Source organism: Pseudochrobactrum algeriensis (assembly GCF_018436245.1).
Lineage (GTDB): Bacteria > Pseudomonadota > Alphaproteobacteria > Rhizobiales > Rhizobiaceae > Pseudochrobactrum > Pseudochrobactrum saccharolyticum.
In genome coordinates, this window is record NZ_CP075361.1 from 336,603 (window position 1) to 351,946 (window position 15,344).

A 15,344-nucleotide genomic window follows, 5' to 3' on the forward strand; every position below is an offset into this window, starting at 1 on the left:
CAATAAACGGGATACAGAACATCAATTATGCAAGATCAGGCCGGTCTGTGGTGATCTGACGGATCGGCGTATTTTTCCAGAATTCCAGTTCCGGCTCAGTATTAGGTACCCACACGCCCAGACGTTCCGGTGCAATCCGATCGGTAATTGCATCCCAGCTATGGGCAAGCAGAGCTTTTTCAACGGCCAGAATATCGGCATGGCTGCCGAAATAGTCGAGCGCTTCTTGCAAGCCACCGAGAATAGTGGCGCTGAAAGCATTGAGTGAGGCGAGGCGGCGCATTTCCGGCGCAATGTCTTTTACTTGTTGTAGCACCTGACGGGTAAAGCCGGTGAGAATGCACTGATCTTCCATATCCTGCGCACGGATAATCTGTACAACCGCATCGGTGAGACCGTCATAGAGATCACCATTGACGCGGTTCTTCAGTTCCACATGCAATTCCATGCCGGTCGGTTTGAAGATTTCCAGAACCTCTTCAAACAGCGGAAGATGCTCATCCATACTTTCACGCAAAATCGTGTTCTTACGTGCCTGTTTGGAAAGCTCCGCCACATCGCCGATGCCGTTAGTGGTGCGCTCTAAAGTCGGATCATGCAGCACAACCACTTCACCGGCATTGGTCAGGTGCAAATCAAATTCCACACCGGCAATATTGAGTTCAGCGGTTTTGCAAAAACCGGAGAGTGAATTTTCAGGCCAGAGATTACGCGCGCCGCGATGGCCGATAATACGTGTCATTGTCTTGCTTTCTGTTATCGAATAGTCGGGTCGAGCTTGTCACGCAGCCAGTCACCAAGAATGGAAATCGACAGCGTGGTGAACATGATCACAAAGGCCGGTGCCAGCATGATCCACGGCGCGGTTGTCAGATATTCACGGCCGTAGCCGACCATATTGCCGAGGCTGGATTTCGGAGGCTGCACGCCAAGACCTAAGAAAGACAGGCTGCTTTCCAGCAGAATGATTTCGGGGAAAGTCAGGGTCATGGAGACGATCAGAGTCGAGGCAATATTCGGCAGGATATGGCGCAGATAAACCCATGATTGCTTAGCACCAAGCTGCGTGACTGCGGCGGCATAGCCTTGCGAGCTGGCAGAAATCGCCAGACCGCGGGCAATACGCGCATAGCGCTCCCAGCCGTAAAGCCCCATCAGGCAAACCAGCAACACCATGGAATTGCCGAAGAAGGCCAGCACGGACAGAGCGAGGATCAGGAATGGCAGTGCCGCCTGAAAGTCGGCCAGTGTCAGCACTACCTGCTCCACGGTCTTGCGGAAATTCGCTGCAAGAAAGCCGACGGTGGTGCCGAGCAGGGTGGAAATAATCGTAGCGCCAAAAGCAATCAGCAGGGAGACACGGATGGATTCAATCAGGCGGGACAGCACATCGCGCCCCACCTCATCCGTACCGAGCCAATGCTGCGGATGACCGGGCATCACAAGGCGGCTTTTGAGATCCATTGCGGTGATGCTGTAAGGGCGGATCCAGTCAGCTGCGATAGCGATGATGATCATCGCTGCAAACCAGATCAGCGACAGCATCACCAGCAGCGGTATACGCTTCTTTCTGCGTTGATGGACATTGACCACGGGAACGGCGGTACTGTCACTGATTGAGAGTTCAGACATCAGCCGGTTCCTTTACGCTTTGGCCTGATTATCGCGCAGGCGCGGATCGAGAAAACCATAGAGCAGGTCAACAACGAAGTTTGACAGCACCATGGTGGAGGCAATTAGCAGCAGGATACATTGCACTACTGCGAGATCACGGTTGGAGACAGCAACCACCAGCAGGCGTCCGACACCCGGCCATGAGAACAGGGATTCAATCACCACTGCGCCAGCAACGAGTGAGCCGACCATGAAGCCGACCAGTGTCACAATGGGGATAGCTGCATTGGGCAGTGCGTGATTGCGGATGACATCGCCCCAGCGCACGCCTTTGGCACTGGCGGTGCGGATATAGGGTTGGCCGAGAATTTCGATCATCGCACTGCGGGCAAAACGGGCGAGAATAGCTGCACCGGCAATGCTCATTGTCAGTACCGGAAGAATGGCATGCATCCATGTATCACTGCCGCCGGATGGCAGCCATTTCAGCGTCACGGAGAAGATTAGCACCAGCACCAGACCCAGCACGAAATTCGGCAGGGTAAAGCCGATAATGGCGGTCATCATCACCAGCCGGTCGATGATACTGTCACGATGGAGTGCCGCATAAACACCGGCAGGAATACCGATTGCCAGATTGAGCAGCAATGTCGGAATAGTCAGCATCAGCGTGGCCGGAATACGCTCGGCAACCAGATCAATGGCTTTTTGCCCGTCGCGCATGGAGACACCGAGATCACCCTGAAAAATAGCACCGAAATAGCTGAAATATTGCACGAGGATCGGCTGATCCAGCCCCCATGCCTTGCGGAAGGCTTCAATCGCCTGCGGCGGTGCATCAGGGCCGAGAATAATCTGTGCCGGATCGCCGGACATGCGCAGTACAATAAAGGCAAAGGTCACAACCAGCATAACTGTAATAAAAGCCCGCAACAGACGGGTGAGAAAAAAGGAAATCATCAGTCAGTCCTGTTATCCGGCTAATGCTATGGGTTGCGATGCACCGTCATATAAGTGGCTTATTTGCCCCTTGTCATAGAGATGACAGGCAACACTATGCTCTTTGCCAGTGTGCAAGGTTTCCGGTACATCGGTGCAGCAACGCTCCGAGGCAAAACGGCAGCGTGGATGAAAGGCGCAGCCGCTGGGTCTGGCTGCCGGATTTGGCGGTTCGCCCTGCAGGATAATGCGATTGCTCAATAAAGTTCCGGGCACGGGAATGCTGGAAACCAGAGCCTGCGTATAAGGATGCTGGGGTGCCTGAAAAATCACGTCGGACGGTGCTTCTTCAACAATCCGTCCCAGATACATCACGGCCACGCGGTCACTGATATTGCGCACCACTTTCAGGTCATGGCTGATAAACACCATGGCAATGCCGTTTTTCTCTTGCAGGTCGCGCAGCAGATTGACCACCTGTGCCTGAATGGAAACATCCAGCGCAGAGACCGCTTCGTCACAAACCAGTAGCTCCGGATTACAGGCGATGGCACGGGCAATCACCACACGCTGGCGCTGCCCGCCGGAAAGCTCATGGGGAAAACGCGCTGCATGATGGGGCATCAGACCAACAGACTGCATCAGCTCTTTCACCCGTGCCGCACGGCTTTCTTTGTCGCCAATACCGTGGATCAGCAGCGGTTCTTCAATCTGTGTGGCGATGGTCAGACGACGGTCGAGGGCAGCCAGCGGATCCTGATAGACAAGCTGCATACGTTTGCGCAAAGCCCGCCATTCATTGGTGCGGGCAGGCGGCAGAACCTCACCGTCAAAACGCACTTCACCGGTACTCGGACGCTCCAGCCCCAGCAGCAGGCGACCAGTGGTGGATTTGCCGGAACCGCTTTCGCCGACAATGCCCAGCGTTTTGCCTTTTTGTAAGGACAGGCTCACCGCATCTACGGCTTTGACTTCTGTTGGCTTGGCAAACAAACCGCGCTTTGAGGTGTAGATTTTGCTTAGATTTTTGGCTTCGAGCAGTGGCTTGTTCATGACAACACCTGCTGCTGTGCTGCCGGAGCAGGTGCAATGAATGCAGCCGGTATGACCGGTGCTACAGGAATAACAGTGTCACGTATTTCGACAGGGCGGAAACAGGCGACATAGCGATCATCCTGATTGCCGGTCAAAGGCGGCAGATCGCTTTTACAGCGGTTTTCCGCACGGTTGCAACGCGGAGAAAAGGCGCAGCCTTTCGGTAGTTTTCCCGGTTCCGGCACAGTACCTTCAATCGGGATGAGACGTTCACGGCCGCCGTCAATACGCGGGATCGCATCAAAAAGCCCGCGTGTATAGGGATGGCGCGGCTGGGCAAACAATGCTTCAGTTGAGCTTTTCTCGATCATACGACCGGCATACATCACGCAGACCCGTTCGCAGATTTGCGATACGGCACCGAGATCATGGCTGATAAACACAATCGCCATGCCGGTTTCCTGACGGATACGGGCGAGCAGGTCGAGCACCTGCGCTTGAATAGTGGCGTCCAGCGCCGTGGTAGGCTCATCGGCAATCAGCAAATCCGGTTCACCGGCGAGCGCCATGGCAATCATCAGGCGCTGGTTCTGGCCGCCGGAAAACTCATGGGGAAAATTATCAAGACGGCGGGCAGCATCGGGAATGCCGACCAGTTCCAGCAGGCGCAGCGCTTCTTTGCGCGCAGCCGCACCGGAAATACCGCGATGCAGTTTCACCGCTTCTTCGATCTGCTTACCGACACGGATCACCGGATTGAGTGAAGAGGACGGGTCCTGAAAGATCATGGCAATGCGGGCACCGCGCACAGATTCCAGCTTGCGCCGTGGTGCGCCGACCAGATTAGCACCGTCAATGATGACAGAACCGGAGACAGTGGCTTTCTTCGGCAGCAGCCCGAGTGCTGCCAGCCATGTTACGGATTTGCCGCAACCGGATTCCCCGACCAGCCCGACGGCTTCACCTTTTTCGATTTTCAGATTGATACCGTGCAAAGCCTGCACGCCGTCAAAAGCCACTTTAAGATCGGCGATCTCGACCAAAGCCATCGACGCGCTCCTGTCATAAATATCGGCATCAGATGCCGAAGCAGAGAATGAAACAAAAAAGCCATGCGGATGGTGACACCCGCATGGCCTAAAGGGCTTAACCCCAGTTGTTGCTACGGAATTCCATGGCGAAGGCCGGTGCGGCTTTCCACTTCACGGATTTGCGTTTGGCGGTAAAGGTCGCGTTCTGATGCAGCAGCGTATAGGCCGGATCTTCACGCTCGCAGATTTCCAGCATCCGCTTGAAGGCTTCACGGCGTTTGCCCTGATCCATGCTGGTTTCAAGGAAACCGGACAATTCGTTCATTTCCTTATTGGTCCATTCGCCAACCTGCTGCTGCTGGCCGTTCGGGCCATGCTGGCTGACAATGGAGGAAACAGGATCATTGAACGGAGCAGAGTTCGACCAGTCACGCACAGCGCGGGTCGGGGTCTGTTCCAGAATCTGCTGCCAGTTTTCCTTCATTTCGATCTCAACATTAAGACCGGCCTGCTGCCACATCTCCACCAGAATCTGACCTGTTGCGGTCTGGTTGGTGTAGTAATTGTTGAGCAGGCGATAAGGGATCGGATCGCCTTTATAACCGGCTTCTTTGAGCAGCTGGCGGGCGAGGTCCGGATTATATTCCGGCACAGTCCAGTCCTTGATGAACATGTCATCATAATAAGACCATTGCAGACCGGCCGGAATTTCTGTGCGGCCTGCCCAGAGGCTGTCCACGATAGCCTCACGGTCAATCGCATGGGTGAATGCGCGGCGGATCAGCGGATTGGCAAGCTGCGGATGGTTCTTATCAAATACGGTCAAACGGTGATTGAGAACCGCACCACCGAGCACTTCAAATTCCGGATTCTTCTCGATGGTTTCGATCTGATCCGGCGGGATATCGCAGGCGAAATCATATTCACCGGAGAGCAGGCCGTTGACGCGGGAGGCCACTTCCGGCACCTCAACAAAGCGGATGCTTTTCAGCGGCGGGCGACCGCCCCAATAGTCGTCATGGGCTTCAAGCTGCAGATAATTATCCGGCTTGAATTCAACGATCTTGTAAGGGCCGGTGGTCACAGGCTTGCGCGCCCAGTCCAGATAGCTGTTGGCTTCTTCAAAAGAGCGGCGGTTCATAATCTGGCTGCCGTAACGGGAAATACGACCTTCCAGCGTGATATCCGGCGTACCGTTTTTGAAGCGCACGGTATATTTATCGATGATCTCAACACCGAGCAGCGACGGGAAATTGCGGCGGGCTGTGGCAGGCACTTCCGGCGGCAGTTCTTTGCTCTCGCGATTGGTGGGGTTCATTTCCAGAACGCGCAGGGTCTCACCGGTATTCGGCTTGGTGTCACCGAACATACGATCCGTACTGAAAGTGAAAGCCACGTCTTCGGCGGTCATTTCATCGCCGTTGTGGAATTTGACGCCTTGGCGCAGTTTCAGTTCAACAGTCTGATCGTCAATACGTTTCCACTCGGTCGCCAGTGCCGGAGCACGAACGAGATTATTCATATAATCAAGACCGATCAGCGCTTCCCACAATTGCGAGAAGAAAACGCGTTCGCCCACATTGGACTGTTCACGCAATACATCAAGCGTATTGGAATTGGATACTTTTTGCACCGCAATAGTGATGGAAGGACGGTCATTGCTCTGCGCAATAGCAAAGCGTGGCAGGGTCAGAGAGGCTGCGCCGAAGCCGATCAGGCCGAGTGCATTACGCCGGTTAATCGAAACCATCAAAGGTCTCCCGTTGTTGACAGAAATGTCATGCCGTCCGGCCGTTAAAAGCAGGGGTAAAGACCATGCCGGCATGGGCTGGCAGCGGAATAGGCTCTCTGTATGACAGGGGTATAAATCTGATTTTATCTTTTCATGACGTTCTGTTGACGGTGGGGTTCTGTGTTGCAACGGTATGAATTATTTATGAAATTTTGAATTTTGAGCAATTTTGCACAAGGCTGTAAAATGCCTGACATATAATGCAGGCAAGAGCGCGCCCATGCGGTTGGCGGCAGAGTTGCTGCGCCGCTCTGTCGATGCATATTATGGAATTGTGCATCGCGTTTTGGCGCCATCCTTCAACGAGTGTGGCTATCTGATTATTATCGAGGACGAGACAATGTCTGAACTGCCGATTATTGGTGCTGCCCTGCTGGTTGAGGAAATGCCTGTTCATCGCGACTGGTATCTGGAAAAGCCGCGTGATCTGGAAATCCAGAGCTTTATCAATGCTGATGTTTTGATCGGCGACTGGAAGCCGATGGCTGAAGAAATCAAGAAACAGCTGGATGGGCATCAGGGGCGTCTGGGCATTCACGGCCCGTTCTGGGGTTTCACTATTGATACACCGGATCCTGATGTGCGTACCGTTGTACAGAAACGTCTCGATCAGGCGCTGGATGTTTGTGAATTCCTCGGCGCCGATCAGGTCGTGATCCACAGCCCGTTCACCACATGGTCGTATAACCATCTGGATGACGGTTTTAAAGGCCGTGAAGAAATCACAGAAAACACCCATCTCACTCTGGCACCGGCTATTCGCCGTGCAGAAAATATGGGCGTGACTTTTGTGATTGAAAATATTGAAGATATCAATCCGTTTGAGCGCCTGAAACTGGCTGACAGTTTCAATTCATCTGCCGTGGCAGTTTCTATTGATACCGGCCATGCGCATTATGCCCATGGTAATACCGGTGCGGCACCGGTTGACCATTTTGTTCACGCCGCAGCCAACCGTTTGCAGCATGTGCATTTGCAAGATGCGGATGGCTATGCAGACCGCCATTGGGCAACCGGTGATGGCACAGTCAACTGGAAGGCCGTCTTTGCAGCACTCAAGCAATATGATAGTAATCCGCGCCTGATCTTGGAAATGCGCGATCATAATGACATTAAAAAGTCGATGAAATATCTGGAAGCTGTTGGTCTCGGACAGTAAACCTTTAGCAGCCGAAAAGAATTGTTGTTGCGTCCTGCCGGTGTTACACCGGCGGGATGTTGCATTTTAAGGAGCCTGTTATGTCTGTTTTGCGTCCGGTTTTGTCTGCCTGCCTTTTGTCTGCTTTATGGACAGGTACAGTGCTTGCACAACAAAATCCGGCAGAACCGCAGAAGCAGGAACAGGGTAAGGCGGAAGGCCCTTGCGCGGCTATTTTTGCTGAGGCGGATTTGTCTTCACTTCTGGACGGTGCTGAAATTACCTATCGTACAGATGGCTGCACACTCAGCAATGTCACCATCGATGCCGGAACCTATCAGAGCTGGTCAGCCGAAACTGTTGAAATCCGCAGTGCTCCGCTGGAAAAGGATGCTGAATACTGGCCGGAATGGGCTGAAATCTCTGTCAAGTCTGTCGGATACTGGCCGTCCAGTCTGCCTGCGATGCGTTATTTAAGCAAAATTCAGAAGAATGGTTTTGATCTGAAGCTGGCTTATCAATGGGATAAGGACAGTAAAATATTCCGCGTGAATGAGGCGCGTTTCTCCGGCCGGTATATTGGTGAAGTGCTGTCATCCGCGACGGTTGAGCTGTCTGAATTACCGCGTTTTGATATTCTGGGGGCGCAAAGCTCATCTCTGGAAACCATTAAAATTCGTGAGATTTCGACCGAGCTCGACGATCAGGGTTTCTTTGCAAATTATGTTATGACAACTATCGTCGGGATGATCGGTTATAATGATGATCCGGAACCGGAAGTTGAAAAATATCGCTCTATGGCGCTGGCCTTTGTTGCGGGCTTGTCAGCCAATATGATTGATGCTGATGGCAAACAGGCACTCAGCCGTTTGATTGCTGATCTGCCGCATCCGCAATCTAAGGCCGCGATAAAGCTGGTTTTTGATCCGGCTTATGCTGTGTCCCAATCCGATAGCTCACCGCTGGCTGTACTGGCTGCGTTCCAGAAAAATCTGAAAATCAGTGCTGTTTACGCCGGTAAATAAGGCTTTGGCAGCATTGTTATGAGCGGGTTTGACCGGACCTGCACAAATTTGTTTACGCGGACTTGCGTTTTGTGAAACGGTTTCCGGTGGTCTCGGTGTCTGGTTTTCGTTATAGCGGAAAAAACATTTCGTATCAGGCATCGGGACATTATTCATATGCAAGCTCTTGAACAGGCGTTTCCGCGCCGCGCAATTCAGATCAAAAACTCCGGATTTTCCGGTGGTATTATCCTCTCTTTTGCGATGATTGTCTGTATGGCGCTTGGTGCGTTTCTGCTTTGGTACCAAGGGCCGGGTATTCTGCGCGACTATAAAATCAGCCAGAATCCGGTCGTGGACGAGATTGCCAGCTTGCGTAAAGGCGAGTGCAAAACCCGCCAGCTGATTATGACCGATTGTAAAGCCGATATTGTTTTCAAGGACAGTGCCGGTCAATCTGTTCAGGAGAGCGTCAGCTTCATGTTTTTTGACATGAACCGCTCCGGCTATGATGTGGAAATCGTTCGCTCCGGTGATGATCCGTCGCTGGTGACACTGGATCTGGGCATCGAAAAGCTCTGGGATCGCATTTTCACGCTCGGTGTTTTCACTGTGCTGCTGATCGGTGGCGCGATTGCTGTGATTGTGGCCATGTTCAGAACGCGTGGTCTGAATAAGAAAATCCGCAAACCACTGCCTCTTAAGCCGGTTGCTGTCACCGTGACCGGTATTCAGTCGAATTACGGTATGCGTAATGTGTTTTACAGCTATCTGAATGAAGCGGGTAAAAAGAAGAAGCGTGCCAGCCGTTTTAAGAAGAAAGAAGAGCCGTTTTATCTGAGCGTTGCAGCCGGAAATAAGAAGAATGAAACACCCGCGCTCGCTGTCCTGCCACAGGGATGTGACGTGCCGGTGTTGCTGGATGCAGATCTGAACCGGCTTGATCTGACGGCGGATGAAAAACAGGCTATTGAGAACGCACTGGCAGTTTGACTGTAATAATGTGCAGAGAACTTGTTCTTTTGAACAGGTTCTCTTTAACTGGCGGAAATCGGACAATTTGTCGGGAAATAATGTTTACCGGCAATATGCAGGCACTTTATTAGGAATGCGCCTTTTGATGCTTGGCGTGACGCACACAAAATCTTGACATTCAGCTTATACTGGCAATTGTTTCCCTATGCAGGTGATGGTTGATATTGATTTGTCAGACTATATTGCCTTGTGCGAACCCGGTATAAAAGGTGCGGAATGCTTGACAAAGGCTTGATACTGATTGTTGAAGATGAACCGGCAATTGCCGGTATTCTCGAAGCTTACCTCATCCGTGACGGGTTCCGCACAGTCTGTGCTTCTGATGGTGAAATAGCATTGCGCCATCATGCCATGCTGTCGCCGGATCTGATCCTGCTGGATGTCAAAATGCCCAAATATGACGGTTTTGAAGTTCTGGCGCGCATCAGGCGGGAAAGCAATATTCCGGTAATTATGATCAGCGCGCTGGCAGAAGATCTGGATCGTCTTTCAGGTCTGCGCCTCGGTGCGGATGATTATGTGATTAAGCCGTTCAACCCGCAGGAAGTTGTGGCGCGGGTGAATGCCGTGTTGCGTCGCACCCGTAATAATGCGGCCAATGCAGCGATCCGCTTTGAGAACATTCTGGTTGATTTCGATGCCCATGCGGCTTTCACCGATACGGATGAGGAGCGGCAGCTGCTGCCGTTAACGCTGAGCGAGTTTCGCATTCTCGCCCATATGATCCGGCGTCCGACCCACGCATTTCCGCGCAATGATCTGCTGGATGCCTGTCTGCCGCAAAGTGATGCGCTGGTTCGTACCATTGATACGCATATTGCCAATCTGCGTCGCAAAATTGAAGCATCAGGCGGGCCGTCCGGTCTGTTTCCGGCGGTACGCGGTATTGGCTACCGTCTGGCAGAACCAAGATGAAATTATCCCGCCTGTCGCTGAGTACGGTTTCAGCTCTGGTCACAGCAGCGATGCTGATGCTCAGTTTTTCGATTATTTTCTTCGGTGTCATGTGGGTACAAGGCCTGTATGAGCAGCAATATCTGAGCCAGATCAGTGATAATGCCCGTCTCGCTTATGAGATGCTGGACAGGGGGGAGCTTCCGAAAGAGGCCGATTTTCTGGCTCTTGTCCAGCAACTGACGCCTTTATACGAAGACGCAGAGGCTCAGCTTTATCTTCTGGTGCTGAAATTCGGACTTGGGGCTGCGTTGATTTGCAGCCTCATCGGTTATTGGCTTGCCCGTAAATTCAGCAGCCCTTTGGAAAAGCTTACACGCGTAGTGAATAACCTGCGTGAAGGCGATTTTTCCGTCCGTGTTCCTGGCACGGTTAAAGGCACCAGCGAAGTTGCGATGCTTATCGAGCGCTTCAATGCGCTGGCAGAAGAGCTGGAGAATATGGAACGCCGTCTGCGCTTCAATACCATGGCTGTGGCCCATGAGTTGCGTACGCCTCTGACCATTGTTCAGGGCATATTGCAGGGAATGGCCGATAAGATTTTTCCGCGGGATGATGACCGGATTCAAGACCTGTTGATGCAGGTGGAAGGTTTGACCCGTCTGGTCAATGATTTGCGGACCTTATCGCTTGCAGCCAGCCAGAAACTGGTGACCGAGCGCTGTAATACAGATATTGCACAGGCGGCCGAGCAGGTCTTGCAGGCTTCACGCTCACTGCTCGCTGAAGCGGGAATGGTGCTGGAAACCAATCTGAAGCGAGCCATCATTCCGGCGGATAGTCAGCGTCTGCGGCAGGCCATGCTGGCGGTTCTGGAAAATGCCTGCCGTTATGCATCATCCGGCGGATATTTGCGCTGTGAAAGCGGATATCTGAATAAAGAAGAAGCCTTTCTGCGCATTATTGATCGCGGACCGGGCTTCGATCAGGAGTTTTCCGGTCATACGATTGATGTGTTCTGGCGTGGCGAGCCGTCCCGTGCAAGAGCAACCGGCGGGTCAGGTCTGGGCTTGTCAATTGTCCGTGCAATCGTGACTGCCCATGGCGGCAGGGTGGAACAGGCCAGTCTTGCTGAGGGCGGAGCTTCCGTGACCATGATTTTTCCGCGCAAATTGGCGGAGAATAAGCCGGACGGGGCAGCGGCATAAACTCATAATATCCGGTTTTTAGTTCCGTATTATGGAGTAATGTTTTTACACAACTGTCATAGAATACAGTTTTCATAGGTAAATTATAAAAATATTATTGAATATATTGTTTGACGATAAGTCTTAAACCGGATCACATCTTCTTCCGGTTAAATCTTGACAATTTTGCTGCACATCAACGCGTGTAATAAACGTGAGCGAGAATTGTTGAGTGCCATATTATACGGGGTTTCAGTCAGAATTTCAGGATAAGAAGAACCTGCCTGCCAAGTTGCAGCAGAGGTTACATGCGCTTGTGTCTTCTTCATTCCTTCCGCGCAATCCAAAACGACCGCAAGCTATCAGGCGGAATCTTTACAAAAGTGAATTTTTACTGACAGGCCAACATGTGATGCTTGCCGGACGGAGTGTTATCCCATGAGAAAGCTACCTCATGATTTACATTTATGTTTTGTTTTTATTGTATTTATTCGTGCGTGAATTTCTATGGGTATAAATAATAATCTGCCTGCACTGATACGCAGTTCTGCCGGTCCATTGCACGGCAATGTTTCTGCCATTCGCCATGGCAATTACAGACTTAACATACTGATAAGACTGGCAGTGATTGTCAGCTTTATCTTCATGGTGATACCGGTCATTGATATTACGGTTTCCGGCTGGTTTGCAGATCGTGCAGGCCAGTTTCCGCTGCATGAAAACCGCTTTTTACTGACATTGCGTGATCTGCACCGCACTTTGCCGGCGATCATCGTGCCTGCATTGCTTGCTTGTCTGATCTTGCAAGGTCTGTTTAACCGGCGCTGGCCACCTGCACCGCATAAGCTGCTTTATATTCTGTCTGTCTATGCTATCGGCGCGGCAGCTATTGTTCATGGTTTGAAATATCTTGTCGGCCGTGCCCGTCCGAATGAAATTATGGAATTCGGCGGCAGTTCGTTTTTCAGTCCGGCATGGCAGATTGCCAAGAGCTGTCAGAGCAGTTGCTCTTTTCCGTCAGGTGAATCTGCGAGTGCTATGGCAATGCTTGCTATTCCGCTGGTTCTGGGCGGTACCAATCGTGTGCTGCTGCTGATTATTACTGGTTTTGCAGCTTTGGTTTTCTCATTGAACAGGCTGGTTATGGGTGCCCATTTCCTGTCGGATATCACGCTGTCATGGCTGTTTGTTGCGATTACTATGGCGTGGTTCTGGCCGGTTTTTCAGCGCCATGGCGATCGCATTGACAGCTTCATTTTCAAGATCGGTCAGCGTATCCGTAATCGCGGTTTCGTGTGGCTGGCTCCGGTTGCGATGATCTGTAGCGGGCAGGGCTTGCACCAGTCCATTTTTTAAAAGCGCGGTGAAAAGCACTCGGCTCCGTATAGCCGAGTTCTGCCGCAATCATACCGACAGGCTTATCGGTTTCCTGCAGCCAGTTCAGCGCATATTGGCGGCGAAGTTCTTCTTTGAGGCTGCTATAGCTCATGCCGTCTGTCCGCAAATGGCGGCGTAATGTCGGTTCGGATATATGCAGGCTTTGCGCTGCCTGTGCAAAATCCGGCCAGCTGGCAGGCGGGGTTTCCCGTAGCAATTTATGGATCGCTGAAGCATTGCCGCGATCATAGCGATAACGCAGCAGAATATTGGCAGGTGCCTGTGCCAGAAACTGCCTTAGGGCTGCTTTGCTGCGGTGGATTTTCAACGACAGTAATACAGGGTCGAAGCTGAGGCTGGTCTCCTGTTGGAAAAAACGGACTTTGGTGCTGAAAAAATCCAGATAATCCGGCCTGTCCGGCGGAGGCGCACCGCGAAAACCAATATCGTGGATAGGCAGGCGCCGTTTCACGAGCCAGCACAGCACGCCGTAAAGAATGAGAAAAAAGGTGCGGTAGGCGAAGGCCGGACGTGCGGGGCTCACCTCACGCAGCACAATAACAGCAAGCCCGTCACGCAGGATCAGTTCTCCCTTCGGCTCACCGATCAGCAAGGTAAAAAAGCGTAATGACCGGCGGATGGCATGTTCGAGATTATCGCTGGAAAGAGCGGCATGGCACAACATGGCGAAACTTCCGGGTGGCATCGGGCGCTGGCCAAAGCGGAAAAACTCACACTGAATTTCCTCCGCAATCGCCAGCCAGAGGCGGCTGTAATGTGCGGCATCCATTTTGAAATCCGGTTGTTGTAAAGCATTGGCATCAATACCGGCACCTGCCAGCACATCCGGTATTTTTGCAGGTGCATAGTGTTGCAAGACTGTCAGTGCATCATCAACAAAGCCACGACCGATCATTGTCTCCTCCTGCTCCTGAATAACAAGATATGGCAAAACCGATCATAAAATAAAGTCCAAACTGTCATTCTTTGCCATAGATCTTAGGGCTAGGCTTGATGTTTCTTCATCTGAATATGCAACTCCGGGAGGGCGCGCAGATGGCAGATCCTGTGGTTATTGTCGGTATGGCACGTACACCTCTGGGCGCTTTTCAGGGCGCTTTCAGCACAGTACAAGCGGCAGAACTTGGTGCAACAGCAATCAAAGCCGCGATTGAGCGGGCAGAGATTGCAGCACACGAGATTGATGAGACTTTGCTGGGTTGTGTGTTGTCTGCGGGGCAGGGGCAGGCACCGGCACGCCAAGCCGCCATTGCCGCCGCTATTCCCGTGGCATCAGGCGCTACGACGATCAATAAAATGTGCGGTTCCGGCATGAAGGCCGTGATGCTGGCGCATGATATGCTGGCCGGTGGCAGTGCGGATATTATCGTAGCCGGTGGCATGGAGAGCATGACCAATGCGCCCTATCTACTGGATAAAGCCCGTGGCGGTTATCGCATGGGACATGGCAAAATCAGTGATCATATGTTTCTCGACGGGCTGGAAGATGCCTATGAAAAAGGCCGCCTGATGGGCAGTTTCGCCGAGGATTGTGCCGAGGCCTTTCAGTTCAGCCGCACCGCGCAGGATGAGTTCGCGCTGCGCTCTTTAAAGCGTGCGCAGACGGCGCTGGAGCGCGGTTATTTTTCAAAGGAAATTGCGCCGGTTGTGACGGGAAACGGCAATTCCGCACATCTGATTGATATGGATGAACAACCGGCCAAAGCACGACCGGAGAAAATTCCGTTTCTGCGACCTGCCTTTCGTGAGGACGGAACGGTTACGGCCGCCAATTCCAGCTCGATTTCGGATGGTGCAGCGGCACTGGTGCTGATGCGTCTTTCGCAGGCAGAAAAACGCGGACTGACACCGCTTGCCCGTATTGTTGCGCAGACATCTTATGCCCATGAGCCGCGCCTGTTTGCCACGGCGCCGATCGGTGCCATGCGCAAACTCTATGAGAAAACCGGCTGGACAACAGATGATGTCGATCTTTTCGAGATCAATGAGGCCTTTGCTGTCGTGACAATGGCTGCAATGCAGGAGCTCAATCTGTCAGCGGAGAAAGTGAATATTCATGGCGGTGCCTGTGCGCTCGGCCATCCTATCGGTGCATCGGGTGCACGTATTCTGGTGACATTGCTGGCAGCTTTGCAGACCCATGATTTGCAACGTGGCATTGCCAGTATTTGCATCGGCGGCGGTGAGGCAACAGCGATAGCGGTGGAGCGTTTCAACTGACAATCAATGCGGTTTTATGAAATCGCAGACACAGTGATTTATGCATTTTGGGAGGAT

Annotated in this window: 14 protein-coding genes; 7 read left to right on the plus strand and 7 right to left on the minus strand. The window is 52.3% G+C overall.

The features are described 5' to 3' along the window. Nucleotides 1-25 precede the first annotated feature (25 nt). The 6 genes from KHQ09_RS03655 to KHQ09_RS03680 all read right to left on the minus strand — a co-directional run bounded on the left by KHQ09_RS03655 (nucleotide 26) and on the right by KHQ09_RS03680 (nucleotide 6,369). Entirely contained in the window at nucleotides 26-742 is a 717-nt protein-coding gene (locus KHQ09_RS03655) for a glycerophosphodiester phosphodiesterase family protein (RefSeq protein WP_213596369.1), read from the minus strand. A 14-nt stretch (nucleotides 743-756) separates the two neighbouring features. Beyond that, complete coding sequence (locus tag KHQ09_RS03660) at nucleotides 757-1,632, minus strand: ABC transporter permease (protein ID WP_213596371.1); 876 nt, start codon at nucleotides 1,630-1,632, stop codon at nucleotides 757-759. Nucleotides 1,633-1,644: 12 nt separating this feature from the next. Continuing rightward, nucleotides 1,645-2,574: an ABC transporter permease gene (locus tag KHQ09_RS03665; protein WP_075654182.1), complete on the minus strand. Its 930-nt coding sequence runs from the start codon at nucleotides 2,572-2,574 to the stop codon at nucleotides 1,645-1,647. Between the two features lie 12 nt (nucleotides 2,575-2,586). After that, nucleotides 2,587-3,606, minus strand: a complete 1,020-nt coding sequence (locus tag KHQ09_RS03670; protein WP_213596373.1) for an ABC transporter ATP-binding protein — start codon at nucleotides 3,604-3,606, stop codon at nucleotides 2,587-2,589. Continuing rightward, the gene (locus tag KHQ09_RS03675; RefSeq protein ID WP_213596375.1) at nucleotides 3,603-4,637 is read right to left on the minus strand and encodes an ABC transporter ATP-binding protein; all 1,035 of its coding nucleotides are present in this window, start codon (nucleotides 4,635-4,637) and stop codon (nucleotides 3,603-3,605) included. The genes KHQ09_RS03670 and KHQ09_RS03675 overlap by 4 nt, the downstream gene beginning before the upstream one ends. Before the next feature lie 97 nt (nucleotides 4,638-4,734). After that, a complete protein-coding gene (locus KHQ09_RS03680; protein WP_213596377.1) occupies nucleotides 4,735-6,369 on the minus strand; it encodes an ABC transporter substrate-binding protein in 1,635 nt (544 codons plus the stop codon). Nucleotides 6,370-6,751: 382 nt separating this feature from the next. On the opposite strand from KHQ09_RS03680, the gene KHQ09_RS03685 reads away from it, so the two are divergent. The 6 genes from KHQ09_RS03685 to KHQ09_RS03710 all read left to right on the plus strand — a co-directional run bounded on the left by KHQ09_RS03685 (nucleotide 6,752) and on the right by KHQ09_RS03710 (nucleotide 13,025). Beyond that, nucleotides 6,752-7,570, plus strand: a complete 819-nt coding sequence (locus KHQ09_RS03685; protein WP_213599778.1) for a sugar phosphate isomerase/epimerase family protein — start codon at nucleotides 6,752-6,754, stop codon at nucleotides 7,568-7,570. 80 nt (nucleotides 7,571-7,650) lie between these two features. Beyond that, on the plus strand, nucleotides 7,651-8,574 hold the full coding sequence (locus tag KHQ09_RS03690; RefSeq protein ID WP_213596379.1) for a hypothetical protein: 924 nt from the start codon (nucleotides 7,651-7,653) through the stop codon (nucleotides 8,572-8,574). 156 nt (nucleotides 8,575-8,730) lie between these two features. Continuing rightward, entirely contained in the window at nucleotides 8,731-9,546 is an 816-nt protein-coding gene (locus KHQ09_RS03695; protein ID WP_213596381.1) for a hypothetical protein, read from the plus strand. 258 nt (nucleotides 9,547-9,804) lie between these two features. Further along, nucleotides 9,805-10,503 carry a response regulator transcription factor gene (locus KHQ09_RS03700; protein WP_022710844.1) on the plus strand — a complete coding sequence of 233 codons (699 nt, stop codon included), beginning with the start codon at nucleotides 9,805-9,807 and terminating at the stop codon, nucleotides 10,501-10,503. Continuing rightward, on the plus strand, nucleotides 10,500-11,690 hold the full coding sequence (locus KHQ09_RS03705) for an ATP-binding protein (protein ID WP_213596383.1): 1,191 nt from the start codon (nucleotides 10,500-10,502) through the stop codon (nucleotides 11,688-11,690). Before KHQ09_RS03700 ends, KHQ09_RS03705 begins: the two co-directional genes overlap by 4 nt. Nucleotides 11,691-12,176: 486 nt before the next feature. After that, the gene (locus tag KHQ09_RS03710) at nucleotides 12,177-13,025 is read left to right on the plus strand and encodes a phosphatase PAP2 family protein (RefSeq protein ID WP_213596384.1); all 849 of its coding nucleotides are present in this window, start codon (nucleotides 12,177-12,179) and stop codon (nucleotides 13,023-13,025) included. Here the strand turns inward: KHQ09_RS03710 and KHQ09_RS03715 are convergent. Next, nucleotides 12,928-13,962, minus strand: a complete 1,035-nt coding sequence (locus KHQ09_RS03715) for an AraC family transcriptional regulator (protein ID WP_213596385.1) — start codon at nucleotides 13,960-13,962, stop codon at nucleotides 12,928-12,930. The genes KHQ09_RS03710 and KHQ09_RS03715 overlap by 98 nt on opposite strands. A 140-nt stretch (nucleotides 13,963-14,102) precedes the next feature. On the opposite strand from KHQ09_RS03715, the gene KHQ09_RS03720 reads away from it, so the two are divergent. Then, nucleotides 14,103-15,287: an acetyl-CoA C-acyltransferase gene (locus KHQ09_RS03720; RefSeq protein ID WP_213596386.1), complete on the plus strand. Its 1,185-nt coding sequence runs from the start codon at nucleotides 14,103-14,105 to the stop codon at nucleotides 15,285-15,287. Nucleotides 15,288-15,344: the final 57 nt, after the last annotated feature.

Excerpts from the sequence above, each read along its gene's own strand:
- KHQ09_RS03655 (WP_213596369.1), bottom strand. The coding sequence starts at position 742 with ATGACACGTATTATCGGCCATCGCGGCGCGCGTAATCTCTGGCCTGAA.
- KHQ09_RS03660 (WP_213596371.1), bottom strand. The coding sequence starts at position 1,632 with ATGTCTGAACTCTCAATCAGTGACAGTACCGCCGTTCCCGTGGTCAAT.
- KHQ09_RS03665 (WP_075654182.1), bottom strand. The coding sequence starts at position 2,574 with ATGATTTCCTTTTTTCTCACCCGTCTGTTGCGGGCTTTTATTACAGTT.
- KHQ09_RS03670 (WP_213596373.1), bottom strand. The coding sequence starts at position 3,606 with ATGAACAAGCCACTGCTCGAAGCCAAAAATCTAAGCAAAATCTACACC.
- KHQ09_RS03675 (WP_213596375.1), bottom strand. The coding sequence starts at position 4,637 with ATGGCTTTGGTCGAGATCGCCGATCTTAAAGTGGCTTTTGACGGCGTG.
- KHQ09_RS03680 (WP_213596377.1), bottom strand. The coding sequence starts at position 6,369 with ATGGTTTCGATTAACCGGCGTAATGCACTCGGCCTGATCGGCTTCGGC.
- KHQ09_RS03685 (WP_213599778.1), top strand. The coding sequence starts at position 6,752 with ATGTCTGAACTGCCGATTATTGGTGCTGCCCTGCTGGTTGAGGAAATG.
- KHQ09_RS03690 (WP_213596379.1), top strand. The coding sequence starts at position 7,651 with ATGTCTGTTTTGCGTCCGGTTTTGTCTGCCTGCCTTTTGTCTGCTTTA.
- KHQ09_RS03695 (WP_213596381.1), top strand. The coding sequence starts at position 8,731 with ATGCAAGCTCTTGAACAGGCGTTTCCGCGCCGCGCAATTCAGATCAAA.
- KHQ09_RS03700 (WP_022710844.1), top strand. The coding sequence starts at position 9,805 with ATGCTTGACAAAGGCTTGATACTGATTGTTGAAGATGAACCGGCAATT.
- KHQ09_RS03705 (WP_213596383.1), top strand. The coding sequence starts at position 10,500 with ATGAAATTATCCCGCCTGTCGCTGAGTACGGTTTCAGCTCTGGTCACA.
- KHQ09_RS03710 (WP_213596384.1), top strand. The coding sequence starts at position 12,177 with ATGGGTATAAATAATAATCTGCCTGCACTGATACGCAGTTCTGCCGGT.
- KHQ09_RS03715 (WP_213596385.1), bottom strand. The coding sequence starts at position 13,962 with ATGATCGGTCGTGGCTTTGTTGATGATGCACTGACAGTCTTGCAACAC.
- KHQ09_RS03720 (WP_213596386.1), top strand. The coding sequence starts at position 14,103 with ATGGCAGATCCTGTGGTTATTGTCGGTATGGCACGTACACCTCTGGGC.